Annotated in this window: 21 protein-coding genes and 1 other RNA gene; 8 read left to right on the forward strand and 14 right to left on the reverse strand. The window is 33.9% G+C overall.

Features of this window, described 5'->3' with window-relative positions:
• The first annotated feature begins 56 nt into the window (after positions 1-56).
• From nrdB to BQ5209_RS09400, 3 genes are all read left to right on the forward strand, one after another.
• Positions 57-1187, forward strand: coding sequence for a class Ia ribonucleoside-diphosphate reductase subunit beta (gene nrdB, locus BQ5209_RS09390; protein WP_085248553.1), 1131 nt, complete (start codon positions 57-59; stop codon positions 1185-1187).
• 172 nt (positions 1188-1359) lie between these two features.
• Positions 1360-4020, forward strand: coding sequence for a bifunctional uridylyltransferase/uridylyl-removing protein GlnD (gene glnD / locus BQ5209_RS09395; protein WP_085248413.1), 2661 nt, complete (start codon positions 1360-1362; stop codon positions 4018-4020).
• 24 nt (positions 4021-4044) lie between these two features.
• The gene (locus BQ5209_RS09400) at positions 4045-4968 is read left to right on the forward strand and encodes an AEC family transporter (RefSeq protein ID WP_085248415.1); all 924 of its coding nucleotides are present in this window, start codon (positions 4045-4047) and stop codon (positions 4966-4968) included.
• A 116-nt stretch (positions 4969-5084) separates the two neighbouring features.
• On the opposite strand, the gene BQ5209_RS09405 is transcribed toward BQ5209_RS09400, so the two are convergent.
• From BQ5209_RS09405 to BQ5209_RS09415, 3 genes are all read right to left on the reverse strand, one after another.
• The gene (locus BQ5209_RS09405) at positions 5085-5753 is read right to left on the reverse strand and encodes an HD domain-containing protein (protein WP_085248417.1); all 669 of its coding nucleotides are present in this window, start codon (positions 5751-5753) and stop codon (positions 5085-5087) included.
• 17 nt (positions 5754-5770) lie between these two features.
• Positions 5771-7264, reverse strand: a complete 1494-nt coding sequence (locus BQ5209_RS09410; protein WP_085248419.1) for a hypothetical protein — start codon at positions 7262-7264, stop codon at positions 5771-5773.
• A 345-nt stretch (positions 7265-7609) separates the two neighbouring features.
• On the reverse strand, positions 7610-8506 hold the full coding sequence (locus BQ5209_RS09415) for a DMT family transporter (RefSeq protein WP_085248421.1): 897 nt from the start codon (positions 8504-8506) through the stop codon (positions 7610-7612).
• Between the two features lie 1534 nt (positions 8507-10040).
• Here BQ5209_RS09415 and ssrA point away from each other — a divergent pair.
• Positions 10041-10405: a transfer-messenger RNA gene (gene ssrA, locus BQ5209_RS09420) on the forward strand.
• A 226-nt stretch (positions 10406-10631) separates the two neighbouring features.
• Here the strand turns inward: ssrA and BQ5209_RS11055 are convergent.
• From BQ5209_RS11055 to BQ5209_RS09430, 4 genes are all read right to left on the reverse strand, one after another.
• On the reverse strand, positions 10632-10859 hold the full coding sequence (locus BQ5209_RS11055; protein ID WP_370737839.1) for an integrase core domain-containing protein: 228 nt from the start codon (positions 10857-10859) through the stop codon (positions 10632-10634).
• Between the two features lie 6 nt (positions 10860-10865).
• Entirely contained in the window at positions 10866-11156 is a 291-nt protein-coding gene (locus BQ5209_RS11060) for a DDE-type integrase/transposase/recombinase (RefSeq protein WP_370737840.1), read from the reverse strand.
• Positions 11157-11444: 288 nt separating this feature from the next.
• Positions 11445-11702 carry a transposase gene (locus BQ5209_RS11065; RefSeq protein ID WP_370737837.1) on the reverse strand — a complete coding sequence of 86 codons (258 nt, stop codon included), beginning with the start codon at positions 11700-11702 and terminating at the stop codon, positions 11445-11447.
• 67 nt (positions 11703-11769) lie between these two features.
• A complete protein-coding gene (locus tag BQ5209_RS09430; protein ID WP_085248423.1) occupies positions 11770-12099 on the reverse strand; it encodes an antiterminator Q family protein in 330 nt (109 codons plus the stop codon).
• A 225-nt stretch (positions 12100-12324) separates the two neighbouring features.
• Here BQ5209_RS09430 and BQ5209_RS10720 point away from each other — a divergent pair, with 225 nt between their 5' ends.
• From BQ5209_RS10720 to BQ5209_RS09445, 4 genes are all read left to right on the forward strand, one after another.
• A complete protein-coding gene (locus BQ5209_RS10720) occupies positions 12325-12483 on the forward strand; it encodes a hypothetical protein (protein WP_167370341.1) in 159 nt (52 codons plus the stop codon).
• A 216-nt stretch (positions 12484-12699) separates the two neighbouring features.
• Positions 12700-12897 carry a hypothetical protein gene (locus BQ5209_RS09435; RefSeq protein WP_085248425.1) on the forward strand — a complete coding sequence of 66 codons (198 nt, stop codon included), beginning with the start codon at positions 12700-12702 and terminating at the stop codon, positions 12895-12897.
• Positions 12869-13117, forward strand: coding sequence for a hypothetical protein (locus tag BQ5209_RS09440; protein ID WP_085248427.1), 249 nt, complete (start codon positions 12869-12871; stop codon positions 13115-13117). The genes BQ5209_RS09435 and BQ5209_RS09440 overlap by 29 nt, the downstream gene beginning before the upstream one ends.
• 2 nt (positions 13118-13119) lie before the next feature.
• Positions 13120-13395 (forward strand): hypothetical protein, encoded by a 276-nt coding sequence (locus tag BQ5209_RS09445; RefSeq protein ID WP_085248429.1) that lies wholly within the window; start codon positions 13120-13122, stop codon positions 13393-13395.
• Position 13396: 1 nt separating this feature from the next.
• On the opposite strand, the gene BQ5209_RS09450 is transcribed toward BQ5209_RS09445, so the two are convergent.
• From BQ5209_RS09450 to BQ5209_RS09480, 7 genes are all read right to left on the reverse strand, one after another.
• Positions 13397-14416, reverse strand: coding sequence for a DUF968 domain-containing protein (locus tag BQ5209_RS09450; protein WP_085248431.1), 1020 nt, complete (start codon positions 14414-14416; stop codon positions 13397-13399).
• Positions 14416-15207, reverse strand: coding sequence for a KilA-N domain-containing protein (locus tag BQ5209_RS09455; RefSeq protein WP_085248433.1), 792 nt, complete (start codon positions 15205-15207; stop codon positions 14416-14418). Before BQ5209_RS09455 ends, BQ5209_RS09450 begins: the two co-directional genes overlap by 1 nt.
• Before the next feature lie 237 nt (positions 15208-15444).
• Positions 15445-18156 (reverse strand): type I restriction enzyme HsdR N-terminal domain-containing protein, encoded by a 2712-nt coding sequence (locus BQ5209_RS09460; RefSeq protein WP_085248435.1) that lies wholly within the window; start codon positions 18154-18156, stop codon positions 15445-15447.
• Positions 18157-18638: 482 nt separating this feature from the next.
• On the reverse strand, positions 18639-19232 hold the full coding sequence (locus tag BQ5209_RS09465) for a phage N-6-adenine-methyltransferase (RefSeq protein ID WP_085248437.1): 594 nt from the start codon (positions 19230-19232) through the stop codon (positions 18639-18641).
• A complete protein-coding gene (locus BQ5209_RS09470; protein WP_085248439.1) occupies positions 19225-19944 on the reverse strand; it encodes a replication protein P in 720 nt (239 codons plus the stop codon). Before BQ5209_RS09470 ends, BQ5209_RS09465 begins: the two co-directional genes overlap by 8 nt.
• Positions 19941-20792, reverse strand: a complete 852-nt coding sequence (locus BQ5209_RS09475; RefSeq protein WP_085248441.1) for a helix-turn-helix domain-containing protein — start codon at positions 20790-20792, stop codon at positions 19941-19943. The genes BQ5209_RS09470 and BQ5209_RS09475 overlap by 4 nt, the downstream gene beginning before the upstream one ends.
• Positions 20789-20980: a hypothetical protein gene (locus tag BQ5209_RS09480; RefSeq protein ID WP_143421904.1), complete on the reverse strand. Its 192-nt coding sequence runs from the start codon at positions 20978-20980 to the stop codon at positions 20789-20791. Before BQ5209_RS09480 ends, BQ5209_RS09475 begins: the two co-directional genes overlap by 4 nt.
• Positions 20981-21004: the final 24 nt, after the last annotated feature.

Genomic DNA, 21004 nt, shown 5'->3' on the forward strand with positions numbered 1-21004 from the left:
CTGTCGGAAGGTAGCGGTAAAAACAACGATAAATTAGTAGGAGTTCTTTTATGAGTATGAATTACAGTACTTTCTCGCATGTGCATAATGATCAACTCAAAGAGCCGATGTTTCTTGGACAATCGGTAAATGTTGCTCGTTATGATCAGCAAAAATATGAGATGTTTGAAAAATTAATTGAAAAACAGCTGTCCTTTTTCTGGCGCCCAGAAGAAGTAGACATATCACAAGATCGTATTGATTACTCACACCTTCCTGAACATGAAAAACATATTTTTATTAGTAATTTAAAATATCAAACATTACTCGATTCAATTCAAGGACGTAGTCCCAATGTTGCATTGCTACCCTTGATATCAATACCGGAACTCGAAACCTGGGTAGAAACTTGGTCGTTTTCCGAAACCATTCACTCACGTTCTTATACTCATATTATTCGTAATATTGTTAATGACCCATCAGTCGTTTTTGATGATATTGTCACCAATAAAGAAATTCAAAAACGTGCTGGCGACATTGCAGGTTACTACGATGACCTTATTAGCTATGCAAGTTACTATAATTTATTTGGCGAAGGTAAGCACGACATCAATAATCGCACTGTTTCCATTAATTTACGTGAACTCAAAAAGAAACTTTATCTATGCTTAATGAGTGTCAATGCGCTTGAGGCCATTCGCTTTTATGTCAGTTTTGCCTGCTCATTTGCCTTTGCTGAACGAGAACTAATGGAAGGTAACGCAAAAATTATTAAACTAATTGCGCGCGATGAAGCACTACATTTAACCGGTACACAGTTTATGATAAACACACTTCGTAGTGGTGAAGACGATCCTGAAATGGCCGATATTGCCAAAGAGTGCGAACAAGATTGTTATGATCTATTTTTACAAGCCGCCAATCAAGAAAAAGAGTGGGCCGAATATCTGTTTGAAGGCGGTTCAATGATTGGTTTAAATAAAGATATATTATGCCAATATGTCGAGTATATTACTAATATTCGTATGCAAGCAGTCGGGCTAAAATTACCCTTTGAAGTCAAGTCCAACCCAATTCCTTGGATCAATAACTGGTTAGTGTCAGATAATGTTCAAGTTGCCCCGCAAGAAGCCGAAATGAGCTCGTATTTAGTTGGGCAAATTGATTCTGAAATAAATGAAAATGATTTAAGTGATTTTACATTATAATTTTATACTCAAACGCATACTTTCCTGAAACTTTTTAACAAAAGGAACAAATCATTGTTCCTTTTTTAGGATTAATATCATTATCTAATACTTTGCTTTCTGCCAACTGTAGCTTGACAGTCATTTAAAATCGAGTAACGATATGGCTATTGAATTGTCTTGACTTAATAATATGGCTATGACTAAAACGCATGTGTATTACCCTATCTCCCCCCTTGATTTTAGTGATGATCAGATAAATGTTAGCTACCTTAAACAGCAACTTGATGAATTTCAGCAATGGTCAATGGCTCAATTCAAGCAACAAACAGATATTGATATATTAGTGCATTTGCGCAGCCAATTTATTGATCGTTTACTTCAACGTTTATGGTATTTTTACCAAATTCCTAAACATGTTTCTTCTTTCTTTAAACGCAATCGCATCGCTTTGGTTGCCGTTGGTGGCTATGGTCGAGCTGAATTACATCCATTGTCAGATATCGATATTTTGATTTTAAGTGACTACCCATTGACTAAAGAGATTGAAAAACAGATCGGTGATTTGGTTCGCTTGTTATGGGATTTACATTTAGATATAGGACACAGTGTTAGAACATTAAGAATTTGCCTACAAGAAGCAAAAAATGACATCACCATAATGACCAATTTGATTGAATCGCGACTTATTTCAGGCAATCAATTACTGCTAGATGAACTACGCAAGCAAATTTTTAGCAAAAAAATATGGCCTTCTCGAGCTTTTTATAAAGCAAAAATTAAAGAACAACAAGATCGCCACCAGCAGTATCACAGTACCTCTTATAATCTAGAGCCTGATTTGAAAAATAGTCCAGGCGGATTGCGCGATATGCAGATAATCCAATGGATCGCCATTCGCCATTTTGGGGGTGAATTTTTACAAAAAATGGCTGACTTCAATTATTTAACCCCTGAAGATATTGAAGACTTCAAAACGTGCCGTAAATTTTTATGGCGAATGCGTTTTGCGTTGCACTGCGTTATCGCTCGTTATGATAACCGCTTGCTTTTTGATCGGCAGCTTAGCATTGCCAATATGTTAGGTTACAAAGGTGAAGGTAACACACCAGTAGAAAAAATGATGCACGACTACTACCGTGTCGCTCACAATATTACTGAACTCAATCAGATGTTATTACAACTGTTTTATGAATCGATACTTGAGCATACCCCCAAAAATAAACCTTATGATATTGATGAATATTTCCAAATTAGAGAAAGTCTAATTGATATAAAAGATGATAACCTCTTTAAAAAAGATCCTGTCATGATTATGCAGCTTTTTTATACCATTTTGCTTAATCCACAAATTACAGGGCTTTATTCAAACACCATTAGGCAGTTACGTTCAGCAAGAAGAAAATTAAAAGCTTTGCTATGTGAAGATCCTAAATCTCGGCAAATTTTTATGAGGATTATCAAACACCCTGATGCAATAAAAAAAGCCATTTTACCCATGCATCAATATGGCATATTAGCCGCATATATTCCAGACTGGAAGCATATCGCTGGCATGATGCAATTTGATCTTTTTCATGCTTATACCGTTGATGAACATACCATTCGGTTGCTAATTGAATTAGATAACCTAAAAACAGATAGCGGCAAACAAAAGCATCCTAATAGTTCAACCGTATTTGCGAAATTATCCAAACCTGAACTACTTATTATCACGGGTTTATTTCATGATATAGGTAAAGGACGACATGGTGATCATTCTGAAATAGGCGCACAGCTCGTTGAAAAATTTTGTCAATTACACCAGCTAGATGCCAAAGATACCGATTTAATTATTTGGTTAGTACGCTATCACTTACTGATGTCGGTAACCGCACAAAGTCGCGATTTGCAAGATCCCGCAGTGATTCGAGAATTTATTCAACAAGTAAAAAGTAAGCGTCGCTTACAGTATTTGCTCTGTTTAACTATTGCCGATGTTTGTGCAACCAACGAAACACTTTGGAATAGCTGGAAACAAAGCTTAATGCGTGAACTTTATTTTACCGCAATGCGATCTTTTGATTCAGGTATCCACCAAATTCCAGAGCAACGAAGTATTGCAAGGCAACACAAACAAGAAGCACTCGCGACTTTACTCAAACAAAATTACGATGAATGGCAAATCAAGAATCTTTGGCAAGACTGCCGAGTTGACTATTTTCTGCGGTATACAACGGAACAAATTGTTATACATGCTCAAAATTTATTACATCATGATTTAACGCAAACCTTAGTGTTAATCAATCCAAATCCATATCATGGTGGCAGTGAGATTTTTATTTATTCGCCTGATAGACCTTATCTATTTGCAACTGTTTGTAATACACTCAGTATGCATAATTTAACTATTCATGATGCACTCATTATTACCAATAAAAAAGGATTTGCCCTTGATACATTTATTGTACTTGAACCAAATGGGCAAACAGTGCAAGAAGATCGGCACCAAGGTATTATAAAAGCACTGGAAAAAGCACTACACCACCCCGTTTATCAAGGAGTGACAATTAAACCACCAAAGAAAAGATTGCAATCTTTTTCTGTACCAACACAAGTCAATTTTTTATCCGCTTTCAATGAGAGGCAAACGTATATGGAGCTCATTGCATTAGACATGCCTGGCTTACTTGCTTGTGTCGGCGAGATATTTGCTAATTTAGATTTATCATTACGGAGTGCTAAAATTGCCACTATTGGTGAACATATTGAAGATTTATTTATCTTAACAGATAAATACAACAATGCACTGGATGACACTACCTGTAATCAATTACGAGAATTTATCGTAACTACCATTGATTCAATGAACTAATTAATCAAATTAAAGACATCGCTTATGCAATTTTTTATTATTTTGTTTCCCATTTTTGCTATTTTTATTGTCGGATTTATCGCACAAAAAGCCTTAAATTTTGATGTTGCTAATCTATCGAAAATGTCACTTTATGTGCTATCTCCCTTTTTGGCATTTAAAACATTTTATACGCATACATTAACTATAGATTATCTATTTTATATCGGTTATGTTTTCGGTCTCTGTTTTTCATTAGTCATTATCATCTCCATTTGGTCTATGATACTGAAATATTCAGCCAAAGAGCGCTGTGCCATGATTTTAAGTTCATGTTTTATGAATAATGGTAATTATGGGACTCCAGTACTGTTAGTCTTTTTTGGCACAGTAGGATTTGACCTTGGCGTGATTATGATGGTATTGCAACAATTTGTAATGAGCACAGTTGGCATCTATTATGCAGCAAAAGGCAGTGCGCGTAGCGATATTGTCAGCCAAAAAGATGTCATCAATAAAGTTATCCGCATGCCGGTAGCTTATGGCGCTTTATTAGGTATGCTTTTTCAACTGTGCCATATTCCTTTGTCCAAATCCATAATGACATCCATTGGCATGATTGGCGATTGTTCAATCGTTGTCATTATGATTATTTTGGGAATGCAATTAGCCAAAATCAAGATCCAACAACTGGATTATCCTAAACTTTCATTTTCATTACTAACCCGAATGATCATTTCACCGCTAGTCGCATTTGGCATAGTCTATTTTATGCCTATTTTGCCAGTTTATAAGCAAATATTAATCGTATTAGCGGCCATGCCAAGTGCCGCCAATACAACTCTCATGTCAGTACAGTTTGATACTCATCCAGAACTGGTATCAAGTGCAACCTTAGTTAGTACATTATTAAGCTTAATCACATTACCTATTGTGCTATGGATTGTTGGTGCACCAATACCGTTTTAATCGTAAAAAGCGCTCTCTAGTCAGAGAGCGTTGCGCCAGATAGTTTAAAATCCGTTTTACAGTCGCCAAAATTATTGCCCACACTTTACCGTTTATAAAAATAAAACAGCGAGTAATTAATCCTTACCTAGCCACTCTTTTTCAAACTGATTTACAAACTGAACCAAAAAATGATGCCGTTGCTCAGCGAGCTTTTTAGCTATTGGGGTATTCATCTTATCTTTAAGCAAAAAAAGTTTTTCATAAAAATGATTAATGACGGTATTGCCTTGTTTATAATTATCTTCATTCAATGCAGTTCGTGGTGAAATATCAGGATCGTACATAATATGATGTTTATTGCCGCCATAATAAAAGGTGCGAGCAATACCAATTGCTCCCAATGCATCTAACCGATCAGCATCTTGCACAATTTGCCCTTCTAATGATAATGTTTTTTTCTGATTAAGATTTTTTCGATATGACATATTTTCAATAATGTCAAAGATCATTTTAATTTCACTCTCGGTTAATGCCTGTAATATTAAATAATCACGCAACTCCATGACAGCTTGATTCACATCAGCAACCACTTTTTCATCAATCACGTCATGTAAATAAGCACTAACAATCACAATAAAGCCATTCGCTTTTGGTTCATGCTTTAAAATCTGCTCGGCCAATCTCACCACGCGCTCAATATGCGCCATATCATGACCAGAAAAGTCATTAGCTAATTTTTGTTTAACAAAAACTTGTATGGCTTGAATCACACTCTGTTTATGCTTATTTATTTTATTATTCATAATATAATATCGCTAATTTAATTGACACAAACTGTGTTTCCATACAGCCAAATGCCAGCACTTCCCGTACTGGAGTATACGAGAAGATTATAAAGAGGTTCGAATGGAGGTTTATATGTATTTTGAGTCCAATAAGGTGTACCACCTTCAAAATTATTGCCAAGATAGTATCCACTCGGTTCTCCCCATTCTGAAAATAGCCCTCCACCAATACGACGTTGATAATTATTACCCTGACCTGCTAAACCTTGATTCCAATATTGAGAATTAGCATTAGTCAGTTGATCAACTGTAGGTATTTGATAACCCAACTGATTACAGTATTGTTCAGCCTGAGCATAACTACGATTGCTACCACTATAATCCTTTCTTGCGATAAACCATTTTTTGATGGTAAAACTATATACTTTATTAGTTTTGGCTTTATCGGAATACAAGAAAAAGGTCGTCGGCAGTGCGGTTGCTGCCTCAGCGGCGCTAGCCCCCTCTTTGGGCCCGACTAATCGAATCTTGGCAATACTGCCATTGCCCGTTATAGTTAAATCAATGCCCGATGTTGCTGGTGACTTGTCAAACGTCATCTCACTGCCTAAGCTATCAACCATATCCATGGTAAAAAATAGCCCATATGCCCCCATGGTTGGAAAGTTTGATGCCGGATTATTTAAATCTTGACGTTTAAAGCCTTTTGCATCGTCCCATTCGCTCGGTGGCCCTGAATAATTCGACCCACCCCAACTATTTCGACTATTACTTAAATATAAGTTAGGCTTGGCAGAATAAGTACAAGCGCCTTTTGGAGGATTTAGGTAATAAGTGGCGCTATTAGCCGCTATTCGAATTGAATTTGGGTAGCCATAAGCTGTTGACAAAATACTATTATCACTCTGCATTGTTACACTATATGGCGCATTGCAATCCTGAAAGGTATCATCTAATCCCATTTCGGCACCATTGGCATCTCGACCAATAATGGTTAAATTCCCCGTTGCGGTAATATCGCCATCACCATCTTTATCGGCCCAAAAACCATTATTATTCAGTAAATCGGTCATTGAAATAGTATTTTGACCCGTTGGAATAAGCGTTTTAATATCACTAAGTTTTATACCATCACGTAGCAATGGTATCGGATTGGCTTTAGATGAGGGATTGTTTTTTGGGGTTAGCACCTGACCATCAGGTAGCTCGATATCTAAAAATCTATCCGTATCCCATGATTGGGTTTGCCCACCATCAAACGTTAAATAAGGCGCCGAACCTTGTATTGCTTTTGCGGTTTTTGCGGGTTCAACATTAGGTAACTGAGCAAATAAAGGATGATTAATGCCTATACAACAATACAAAAATAAAATGGATTTAAAAGAGATGAAATGATTTTTTAATATCAAAGGTAAATCATTACAAGAACATAATCTACACGTATCAAAAAATGGCTTACTACGTAAAATTAGCTGTCTAATTGGTCGAGTTTCATCCTTCTTTTTTAAAGTCTGACCTTTTGAATTCATAATAATGTTCCTTATATATTTATCCACATTATAATTCGCAAAAAAACAGTGCTAGCAAAGTTGTCACTAGCTTAGCATATCGTATGGCGATTGTACGATAATGTTCCATTAATAACCAATTAAGTCAAGACTATTATAAAATGATAACTTTTAATACAAGATTTAGATTTACTGATCAACTATATAGGAAAGGACACTTGCCTGAATTATAAATATTCAGATGAGTTATTATAAATTAATAAACACAGTACCATCATTCGATAACGGATATAAAAATCTTTAAAATTATTAAAAAAAAGAAGCTAATGCTCCTTTTTCATATTCACTTATTACTCATAAAAGAAATTATTTTCTTCTTACTCTAACTTTACCTTCTGATAATAACACGCCACAAAGCGTAAACAATGTCCCAATAGCGGCAATCCAAGTAAACGGCTCATGCAAAATCACAACGGCAGCGATAATAGTAAGAATCGGAACCAAATATAAATAAATACTAATCTTAACTGCTCCTACTAATTTAACGGCATAATTCCAAGATGCAAAACAAATGGCCGAAGCGCCAACACCCAAAAACAAAATATTGAGTAGATTTACAGGATCGGTAAAACGAGACAAATGCCATTCAAAATCGAAGAAAGGCAATACAGGAAGCATCAACATCAGACCATAAAAAAAGAATCTTCTTGTTAATAAGATTGTATTGTAACCATAATTACTACTCTTTTTTACCAAAATTGAATAGCAAGCCCAAAACAAACAAGCTAACATAGTTAGCAGATCACCAAGTGGATTGAGCGAAAGAACAAACTTGCCATTAAAGCTAATGATCCCAACACCAACAACGGCAAATAAACAACCAATATAAAAACGCTTCGGCGGCGTTTCGATCTTTAAAAAGAATATCGATAATATCGCAGTAAATATTGGTGCTAAAGTAGTAATAACCCCAACATTAGACGCTGTTGTATAGGTTAATGCAATATTTTCGCACAAAAAATAACAAGTGACACCACACAGCCCAGCACACAAAAACATAACCTCTTTTTTAAAACCCTGCCATGCAAAAAAACGTGGTGCTAAGATCCAAAGAGTTAGATAACCAAGTCCAAATCGAAAAAACAAGATCTCAACAGGTTTAAAATCAATTAATAATATTTTAGTTGCAATAAATGTTGTTCCCCAAAGAAACACTGTCATTAATGCAATTAAGTGTCCTTGTGTCCTGTTTGAAAATAACATAATAATTCTCTCTGCTCACATAATGATTTCGCAACCCAAGCACAAATTATTGCCTAATTTATTATTAAAAATAATGATACTCAAAATAGTTTTAAACAATTTTTTGAAAAAGCTTGATAACGAATAAAAAGGAGCTATTTAAATAACTAAAATTTTAGCAATACTATCTTTCTGCCTATATAAGCGCAAATTATTTCTAGCAAAAATAATAAAAAAACTAGCGCCAACTGTTAATAATAAATAAAGGATTTAATAAATTGCTTTAGAGGGGGAAAATATAAGACAAAAAAAATCCACTCGAATATTCGAGTGGAAGGCAAAAAATGAAAAACGTAATCTGTTAATATAGACAGATTAAACGGCAAAAAGTTCAATTTAATTTCATATATTTTTTAACTTTTAACCAAATAACAATTAATACATTGATTTTAAATAACAATTATTTTCAAAAATATTTAAAAATAATTATAAATATTATAAAACTTGCTCATTCACCTTCATCAAAATACAAAATAATTAGCGTGTTATATACCTAATTTGTAAAAAATGTGGTTATGCCACATCACCATAAAAGTCCCTATCACTTTCGATTTGCCCATTCATTTGTTAGCTGGCAGGTTTTATGAGTGTTTGATTGATACCATGGTTATTACACGATCTAATAAATACTGCAAAGTCTCAATGGTTCACGAAACGGTATAGAATCCTGAATATTTTTTACAAAAAAATATAACCTGAAAAGCAAACCTCACATCTTCACTAAAGCACCTATCGCTTTCAGCTTGCCTATTCATTTATTAGCAGACAGGTTTTATGAATATTTGATTGATACCACGGTTATCACACAATTTAATAAATAGAGATTGAAAATTCTCAAATAACCATAAAACGGTATAGAATCCTGAATATTTTTTACAAAAAATTTAGCCTAAAAAGCAAATATCACATATTCACTAAAGTCTCTATCGCTTCCAACTTGCCATTCATTTATTGGCTGGTGGGTTTTATGAATGTTTGATTAATACCATGGTTATTACACAATTTAATAAATAGAGACTGAAAATTCTCAAATAACCATGAAACGGTATAGAATCCTGAATATTTTTTACAAAAAATTTAGCCTGAAATCAGACTTTTTTAGCGTGTTATATATGGTCAAACGACTGAAACATTGTGGCGGTTATTTTTCTTTATGATATAAACGCTATAGAGTTTGTCTGTGATTTGACGTTAGTTTTGTTTTTTATATCTATTTATAACTTATAACATTCGTTTCTCAAATTACAGTAAATAACGCGATTAATTCCGAAACCTAATTTAGCGGTTACAAACTTTATTTTTATACTGAAACACATAGTTACCTGAAACTTTTTTACACAATTAAAATTGGTAAATTTTGATTAAATAGCAAGCCTAAAACGATCGCGATATACTCCGCTCAAAAATCCGGCTAACTCAGATATTGCCTAACTTGTATTCCATCTTGAATTCACCTATAATGCCCTGATATTGTGCTTAGGTACAATTCACAATTGGGGCTGATTCTGGATTCGACGGGATTTGCGAAACCCAAGGTGCATGCCGAGGTGCGGTAGGCCTCGTAAATAAACCGCAAAAAAATAGTCGCAAACGACGAAAACTACGCACTAGCAGCTTAATAACCTGTATAGAGCCTTCTCTCCCTAGCCTCCGCTCGTAGGACGGGGATCAAGAGGAGTCAAACCCAAACGAGATCGTGTGGAAGCCTTGCTTGGGGCGGAAGCATTAAACTTAATCAAGCTAGTTTATCAGTGGCGTGTTTGTTCGCAGCGGGTAGATGAAATTCAAAAACAAACTACGCATGTAGTACCGAGGATGTAGAGATTTCGGACGCGGGTTCAACTCCCGCCAGCTCCACCACTTAGTCCTTTGCCATCCGCATTAAGTTAAATTTATAAATAAATTTTTACTTAACATACAATTCAGATGTATCTAATTTAAATTCATCATAAATATCAAGTTTTTTCATAATATGCGCTAAAACTTGATTAATAGTACGCATTCCAACTAATAACTCATCCATATAAATATCTGGATGTAATCGCTGTAAATACCCCCAAACTTAGTACACAACTCATGTAGAAAATTAAGCTACTTGTTTTAATGTTTTATACTCAATCGGTGTCATGTTATTTAATGCCTCATGCGGTCTTTCGGTATTATAAATCGTTAACCATTCTTCGGTTATTCTCCTTGCTTGTGCTAAATTGTTAAAAAGATATAAATCGAGTACTTCAGTACGATAGGTACGATTAAATCGTTCAATATAGCCATTTTGATAAGGGCTACCGGGGTTGATGTACTCTATAGTTATACCATGTTATTTTGCCCAGTTAATAAACGTATTTCCTGTAAATTCTGGCCCATTATCGACCCGTATTTTTAATGGATACCCATGATATTCTGCCAGTTTATCTAAATAACGGGTAATTCTCCCTGCCGGTAAGCTTACTGCAATATCAATGCCTAGCGCCTCACGATTAAAGTCATCGATGACATTGAATGTCCTAAAGCGACGTTGATTACCACTACTGTCACTCATAAAATCCATTGACCAACATTCACCTTGTTTATTGGGGACTAATAACCTTTCCGGGCATCGTGGAGGAATACGCTACCCTGAGATTAAGCTTTAATTCACAATACACCCTATACACCCGTTTATGGTTCCATTTATGGCCCAGCTTTCTGATACGATTAAAGAATTTAGGAAAGTCCCAGCGTAAATGCCGGTCTGTGATAGCATTCAACACCGAAACAATCACCGAATCATCCAGTAACTTAGATTGATAATAGTAAGCACAACGGCTTAAGCCAACAATGGCACAACTCATAGCAATAGTAACTGAATGATTTTGTTGTAGTTGCTGTGCCCACGTTTTACGTGCCTTTGTGAGCACTAAAGCTTTTTTATGATTTCTTCCTGAAACCGGGATTTTAAGCTCAGTTCGGCAAACATCTGTTTAAGCTTACGGTTTTCGGCCTCTGGCTCCTTTAAGCGTTTGATGTCTGAAGTTTCCATTCCTCCGTATTTATCACGCCATTTATAGAAAGTTGAATTACCCATGCCATATTTACGGCACCGTTCTTTAACGGGAATATCCGCTTCAGCCTCTTTTAAAATAGCTACGATTTGATGTTCAGTCATTTTTTTCATAATTAAATCCCCTTTACTTTTATCATAGAGAATTTCTACTTTTTTGCTGTACTATTTTAGGGGGTAGTTACATAGCGAACACATAAATTTCAGCCATCTTTAATTTGTCACAAACAAAATCTTTACTTTTATGTATATTTTTAGCTAATTGACGACAAGACTGTTGATTGATATAAATTGATTTAAGAATAGAATAAGAAATAGTATCTATTTTTGATAAGCATAAAATAGCTTTATCAACTATTTCAGCTTCATCTTCACTTAGTAATGGGCGAGAATCAAAGCCATTATTATTGTTAAGTATTGATGGGGATTTGTAAGGGTATTCTAAACCCGTTCTCATACTACGTCTAACATTAGCCCATGCGACAAGGACTTGTTTAATATCTCTCTTCATATACTCTCCGTAAAATTATAGAGAGGACTTTCACAAAAACAGTCTGCACTCTGTTTATTGCTCAAACTCCACAATTAGACATCTTAACATCTAGATGTCTAAAAAGAAATATTTGAGGTACTTAAAATTTTTGATGTTAATCACAAAACCATAATAAAATTATGGTACTAAGTTTAGATTGTTTATAGACTATTACATAAAAATATTAAATCTAAGGAGAATAAAATGGTTGGCACAATAAAACTCCCCCATACATGCCCACACTGTAAAAAAACCACAGCAAAAACAGCAGTTGAATTAGAAGAAAAATTTGGCTACAGAACTTTGCCTTCTGGCGCAACTAATCAGAGTTGGTGTAGAATGTGCAGAAGCGATAATAAATAACAGCATTTTTATTTTAAATTAATCCCTTTCGGGCTTAGTTTATTGGACATATGGCAATAACATATTACTGCGTTATGTTTAATTAATAAAATTGTATATAGTTGATTTTATTTATTAGTAATGTTAACTTGATCAAAGAATATTTATAAAATATAATTTTGCGGCTAAAAATTATCGTTGTCTGTAATTACTCGAATTTTTTGTGAGGAGAGTAGAATGAAACACACTAAATTATATACTATTGTAGCTACGGCTTTTGGTGGCTTATTAACATTTAGCCCTGTAACAGCGGTTTATTCTGATTTGCCGTCATATGAAAAAGATGTATGCAATATGAGTTCTGATTGGACCAATGTTGGAAGTTATCTTTATAAAGGTATAGCCAGTGAACACCAAAAAGAAAAAACAAAATAACCAACAAAACCATAAAGACGTTGTAGCTAAGGAGTCCGAACAGATAAAATCGGATTCTTTGCTTGAACTAACTCCTGAGGTTTTGGAAAATATACCTTTATCTGAAAGGAAAAAAATACAACAAATCATGGTAAGTAAGACGCACGTCGGTCCACTTCCCTCATCAGAAGATTTGCAAGAATATGATAGAACATGTCCTGGGCTGCCAATAGAATTATAGCGATGGCAGAAAAAGAACAGAACCATAGAATTGATGCAACCAAAAGAAGAGATAGCAGTGAGCATACATTAGCCTCACGAGGTCAAATATTTGCTCTTATTTCTCTGGTTTTAATACTTCTATTTTGTGTCTTTTTAGCATTTATTGGTTCAACTAGCGGTGCGGTTACTGTTGCTTGTACTTTAGTGGTTAGTATTGTAGCTGTTTTTATTACTGGCCAAAAATCATCTAGCAGAAATACTAAAAATCAGCCTCAAGATAAAACCGACACAAAATAGACTAAAAAATAACACTCATCCCAAAAACACGATCCAAAAATTGAATTAACAATAATATCTGTGAACCGTGCTTTTGTTCCCACTCTTCGGCGTTCTTATGCAACTCGTTATGATGAATTCTGCATAGTGGTAAAGTAAAGATATCATGAGCCTTTCCTCCCATCTTGCCTTGTCCATAACCGATTATATGGTGAGGATCATCAGCTTGTTTACCACAGCATACACACGGTTGAGTTTTTACCCATTGGGTATATTTTTCACATTCCCAGCGTTTTAATTTTGGCCTTAACATGAATGATTCGGGTGACTCATGATCTACCACTATTTTCTTAACTGGTTTAGATAATACTTGTAGATGTTGGTGTGTGTTATTTATTTCATTTTGTAATCTAGGTTTTGAGCGATCATCACTAGCGACTAAATCAGATTCTTTGTAAACAGACTTTATCTCTTCAATTGGTCTATTATGCAGTAATCTGGTCATATTCTCAGGTATGAGTTCATGTAGTTGATTGATTACAGCCCACCAAGCTAATTCTTGAATTGATAATTGATGGTTACTATCGTGTTTTAACTGGTTTATAACACATTCGATTAGAAATTGTTTTAAGTTGCGCTTTGCTAGCGTTTTCACATTATCATCAATAACTAAATCTTTATTGTGATGCCAGCACACACGAATAGCTGAATTGCCAACTTTTTCATTCACTAATTCATGATGACAATATTCACCATCTTCTAACTGGCATTTATATCGTTGATTTAACCAATAATCAAAGTTATATAGATTTTTTAGTTTATCAACTACTGTGTCATGTAATATAAATGGATCGATATATTTATTATTTAATAACGGTTGTTCATCTTGAATAATACCCGATTTAATACCCGCGTGTTCCTCACCGCTTTGAGAAATAATAATACGATTACCTGTGCACATTTTTTTTAATAACTCTGCACCAGGTTTGAGAATGACTAGTCCAAGTTCTGGTTGGCAATATGGAGTAAGTATTGCTTTCATTATGCCACTTTAGCGTTTTGCATTAACTTTAGTAATTCTTTAAATCTACTATCATAAAAATGAGGCTGTGTTTCTCTAGGGTTATTCGGTGGGGTGAGATTTTTACCATATAACAATCCATACGCAGTGATTGACCAAAACTCTTTTTCTTCACCTGTTTTAACACTCTTACGTTTATTGCGCTCAACAATGCCTAAATCTTTCAATATCGCATAAGCCACGGTCGTTTTTAATGGAACTTCATATTTTTGTAATAAATGCGTTAATGAAAAAGATACACGGCTAGAACCATCAACTGAGTCACTTGGTGCATCTATTGCATAATTAGGTAATAGACAGGGTACACCTGAATATTTTTGTAATTCTTGGTACCCTTTTAATTTGGCCGAATTAGATAAATTTAAAGTTCTAGATGCAGATTCTAAAATCATCAATCCAATATTAACCTTATCCACTTCTGATGATTTTCTAGCTACAACAGAATCAAATGTACGAATAACCTTTAGATTAAATGTGGGACTAATCCACATTGCATAGGCATAAACAAGCTCTTTACAAGCGTATGTTCCTCGCTCAATACCACCATGCACCACTTCCAAAGCAGGAATTCCTGCTTTGACAAATTCTTCAGTTATTTCTTGTATTAATTCTTGGGCTTGTTTATTTTCAAGCCACAAAGATGGGCGATTTTTATTTAGTTGTCCTGATGCTCGATGAAGATCGTTTAAGCAATACAACCCCTGCTTATTTTGACGAATAATAACATTTTCAATAGCAATTAATTGATTCATTTTTTTAATACTCCACTTGTTTTGAATAAACGCTTAACATCTGCCTTGTTAAACACCTTTCGCACTATGTCAGTCTGCACTCTGACATAGTTCTAATATATCACTTTTTATAATATTAGTGAAAATTGCATAAATATAATTGTCTTTCTTATTAAAATGAAATTTTTAGTAAAATAGACTTGTATTATAAATATAATCAAGTTAACCTATACAGGCTTTCAACGCTAATTGAGACAATTAGCAAAAAATCAGGCTTACCTTTTTAGGTGTTTCTGGGTCATGATATTGAATTATTACATCGATGTTTTGTCTCGAAGAAAATTTATTTAATTGTTCTTTAGGAATGTTAGACTTATGAATAAGACCATCTATTGAAAATTTATCATTAGTATCAAGTGCAACAAAAATTCCAAAAGGAGCCTTGTTTTTTATGACTCCTTTCAATTTTGTGCCTATAGGGTATTTTTTACAAAAATCTTTCCAATCATCATCTGAATCCAACATTCTCTTAAATCGATCAATAGTTAATCTTGGCTTTTCCATTGAAATTAATTGAGGTAATAATTCAGAAGTAGAGAATACTTGATTATCAGTTAACATCTTGAGTGAAATTTTTTCTATATACTCAACAAAGCGGCAAGCCGTCTTACAAACCTTAGCTAATTTATAGGTATTTTTGGGATTGATCATTACATTTTTAATATCGGTCACTAATTTTTTGTCTGTTATTAGAGTGTCTTCAGAAACGGTAGCTAAATATGTTATATCATTTTCTAATAACTCTAAATGGGCATAACCCGCTGGAGCTAACTTTACATTAGTGTTTAATGTTATATTTTCACACTGAAAATCTTCACTTACAATGCACATAGCATGTGCGAGATAAGTGATTTGATTAAGCACTAAACTTTCAGAAAAACCTATATTATCTAAATCAGCTATTATATCTTTAACTAAAAAATAACCTTTTCGGAAATTTTTCTTTGAATCTCGTTTCTTTATCATAAGCTTAAGCCATCTAAGTATAGCTAAACGAATTAAATAAATCGGTATATTTTCATCGGTTATTTGTGCATCTAGAAGATTTTTTATTTTTGAGTACTTACTGATATAATATCGATGATTACCTCTCATTAATGCTCGAATAGCAACATGTTCTGGCATAGTATAACTACTATTATTAAATTTTCTTATTTTAACTATTTCTTCATTTGGAATATGCCCACTACTACAAAAATTCAAAAACATTTCTAATGCAATCCTAATATTTCCCCCTGAAAGCCCTGTTAATAATCTCCTAATTGAATTTTCATTATTTAATACAGAATTCAACATACATAATAAATATACAGAACCATCACTATTTGGATCAAACTTCACATGCATACTATTTTTTAGTATAAAATCACTATTTTTAGAGTTGACTGAGTTAGAATCAAAAATCAACTCTAATGCCATTTGAACTCTTCTAGTTAATACAGTTTGGAACTTAGGTGCATCTATCCTGAAGCTATATTGCTTTATTGCTGTATCTAAAGGCTTTTGGTCTTTATAATTATCATATGTTTCATCTCTTAACGGTAAAAAAATTATAGATTTTAAAGAATCTTTCGCCCAATTAGCTACTTCAAACATTAATAATTGAGAATCTTTGTCTTTTTTGTCACAATTATCGAACACTATAATCATAGATTTAGCTCGTTCATTGGCCAAATGCCTAATATAGCACTTTAAAGTTAAATCTAAATTATTTTGACTATTTTCAAGTAAATCAAACAAACTTTTCTTATATGACTCAGTGTCTTCACTTAAAATAGCACCTCTTCCCTTTTTAAAACTATTTACTTCTACTGAATAAAGTTTCATTAAAAAATCGAGGCTATCAAAATCATATTCTGAGCTAAATTGTTTCTGTAAATTTTCAATTATCTCTTTTTGAACCCATGTATATATTTTTTCTTTGTCTAAAGGGGCATTATTTAAATCCAATCTTACCCAAATTAAAGAGTCCTGAATCTTTTCGGGTATAGTATCTGTATATTGTAGTAAATCAATAAATGTAGATTTACCAACGCCGACCTTTCCAATCAATAAAATAATTTGAGAATAAGAATTTTTAGAAAGAACTTCAAATATTTCTACTGGTTTATTGGTTTGTTGAATTTGTTGAGATATTAACTCACTTGCTGAGTTCGACATTCTAACTACTCGATCAATTTCATGTTGAGTTTTTTTATTGATATCTGTGTTAATATAACCTTTCGTAACTATATATTTTCTGTGATCTTCTGTAAAAGGATCAAATATCCACCTATAAGTGTCACTAATATTTTCGCCTAGAGGATTCTTTTTAATTTCTTCTTCTTGAGTTGTTTTACCGCCAATTGTTTTTCTTGGTTTTTGTATATATGGTGGTTTGATTTTTTGACTGATTTTTTTAATGCAAGAATTTAATCCCATTTCACCTATTGTTTCAATCAGGATATTTAAATTTTGTGATCCATAAATTAATTGATTAACTTTACACGTAATAATAGGAGTATCAGAACCTACTGCTCCAAACATTAAATCAATACCATTACTTGCTAATATGTAATTGACTGGATTTAATTCTCTATCAAATTTATCATTAACTTCATGTGCATATAGTCTGGCTTCTCTAAATGCTTCATCTAAATTTGTATCAGAAGGTTTTTTTACTTCAATTACAACAATCGGATATCCTCCATTAACTAATAGATAGTCCGGGTAATAAATTTTAGCTGAATTCCCCTTTCCAATAGAATATTTATTGATATTATGTTTTGTTAAAATATTGCTATTAGATAGACCAAGACCATATGGCTTTGGCGCTTTTAGGAAATTTATCATAAATAACTGTTCTACGTCACTTTCTGTCGAATTCTTATCAAAATTCAAATTACTCATATTTAAATCAGCACCTGTCATCTTTTCACCTAATAAGAAACAATAGTTAATTTAACCATAATAAAATATTATTGGTAATAGTACCATTTATTAGAAAACTAGACTAACTCCATTTGAGGGAAACATTGGTTAATACTATTTGTGCTATACTTGTACAACATATCATCAGTTTTTATAGGGTTATCAAGCATTGTTATTAACCTTTTATTAACCTAATATTGATTAATACTTTACCATTTTTAATTGACTCACACCAGTCAGATTCAATTTGCTTGATCTGACTATCATCAACCCAAACCCCTGCTGTTGTAAGTGAATCGAACAAAGCCTTGAAATGCTGATTCCATATTTTTTCTTAAATATCCGCCCTTTCGGTCCTTTCTTAAATGAATATCTGGACACCCTTTTTTACGCATTGTTTTTTCAAACTCCATGCGTTCTAAATTAATATTTATCATTATTTAACCTTACATTCATATACAACATCACCAACATAAAAGGCATTAAGCTTTTGGCATAGCCTCCATTCTATTTACCAAAAACCGAGCAGCATTATTGATTTGCTCTGGCGATAGCCGATCAATAATCATTTTGTTAATGCTTTGTTTAACTTTTGTTTGATGTTCAATTGTTAAATTTTTTGCATACTCAAATGAACCTCGGTTATTACCGTTAATTTTTTGCTTATTATCAGAACGGACAAACGAAATACGACCATTCACAATAAAATAAATTTCACTAGCTAATTTTCGTAACTCGTTAAACCACTCAACCGACGTATCAACGGGTAACAACATCACGGTACCAACACCGCGATCTGCGGCTTCACGTGCTTTTTTAACCCACGGTAAGATTCGAGAATAAGGAGGATTACAGAACGCAAAACCGCTTTTTAAGTGAGCCCAACCGTTCAGTAACGAATCATATGACTCAGTTAAATAATTCAAATGCAAATGATTGTGATCACTAGCAGCCACATCACAAACAAAACTAAAACGAGCATTTAAAAATTCATATAACTCAATCGGCGTTTGCCATAGATCTTTTATATCTGAATCAGTTTTGCTTTTTGAATGTTTATAATCAACTTTACCCATTTTCTGCTATACTCCTTTTTGCTTTCTCTCTCGCCCTTTCTCTCATCGCGTTGACTGCATCAGAATTGCAATAATATACGCCGTACCCTGATTTTTTTTCTTCAAGTTGGACACGAATTTCAGGTATTACTTCACCGTTACTCAATTTTTTTGCCCATTTGTTGATTAGCATTTCGGCACGCTTTTCAACCTCGAACTCAGATTGATTGTATTGGCGCATGTGCTTTCTCAGATCGGTAACAATCCAGTACATAACTGGATGAGACCATGGGAATTGCTCCGCTGTTAGACATGAAAAACCAATCTCAGCACTATACTTGTTGAACTCTCGCATAACTTGAGCAACTGTTGGTAACCCCATATCTGATGCCTCGCCCTCTTTGCACCATGAAATAAATTGACCAGGCGATGGGACAAATGGCGTGCTTTGTTGACGTGCTTTCTTCATACCAATTTCAAACTGATGTAACGTTGTTATGCCGTTTTCTTTAAATGCCAGTAACCATTGGTTTTTGAACTCATCAAGATCTATCTGAGTTTTTATTAACGCCGTTATTGCAGGGAATACCTGTTTTAATTGGATAAATAATTTATTAAAGTTTTTTTCAATTTCACAATTAAATTTTGGCGTTCCAATACTTGTATTTTTTGAGTTGAAATTTTGCTTTATTGCAATTTCAGATGCGCTGTAAATTTCGTTTAAAGGTTTCATTGTAGAACCTCCTCACGTAACCAACCTGTACTATTCCAATCAATTTCAGACGATTTGTTTACCGCTGTTTTACTATCAGATAACATTTGAGTCGTGAGGATCATCCATTTCTCAGAAAGGCTCGACGGTGACAAAATGTTTTTAAACCAAAATTCATGATGATTAGCCCAATTAAAAACTTCTAATATTTCTCGTGTCCGCTTGTTGACTCGTTTTTTTAACAACCGAATCTCATTGCTCCATCGTGGCCAATTAGGTTCTTGGTAAGTTGGGTTAATCTCAAGCACTTTTTGATAAATATACTGGGCTACTTTCAAATCATCTTTTGAACCCCAGTATTTTCCGTTTGCTGAATAAATTTCAGCTTGAGGATGTTTTTCTAAAAATTGGGATAATTTATCAGCGTCGGAAATTTGGCTAAAATTTCCAGACCCTAATTTATTATTATTTATATTATTATTTATATATGGATCGGGGTCAGATTCTGTCGGGTCAGTTTTTGACCGGTCAGAATGTGACGGGTCAGAATTTGGCTGGTGAGAATTAACAATTTCTAAAGCTAGTTTTTGTAGTTTTTGGACATTTATACAATACAAATTACTGTCATTCCGTTGACCATTTCGACGAGCTTTTACATATAACCAATCATCTTTCTTTAGGCTGCTAAGGGCTAACTTAACAGCACTTTTACTTGAGCCAGTTTGGCTGACAATTGTATCAATTGAGGGGAAACTACCCCCCTCATCATTGGAAAAATCAGCTAACCTTAGTAAAACTAATAATTTAGTTCCTTTCATTCCACTTGTAGCACAAACATCCCAAACATAGGAAGTTAACTTGGTACTCATAGATTAACCTCTTTGTTATTGTCGTTATTCAAACTTTGTTGTTTGATTAGAAAAGACCACAAAAATTCGACAAATTGGTGGCTGACAGGTGTCCAGATGTGATTTATCATGGCTTCATATTCAAAGCCTGATTGTGAAAACTTGCAACGCAATTGCGTTACAGTACAATTTAGTGTTAAACTATTCATGCGACTAATACTCCACAAGTGTTT

It is taken from the genome of Gilliamella mensalis (assembly GCF_900103085.1).
GTDB lineage: Bacteria > Pseudomonadota > Gammaproteobacteria > Enterobacterales > Orbaceae > Gilliamella > Gilliamella mensalis.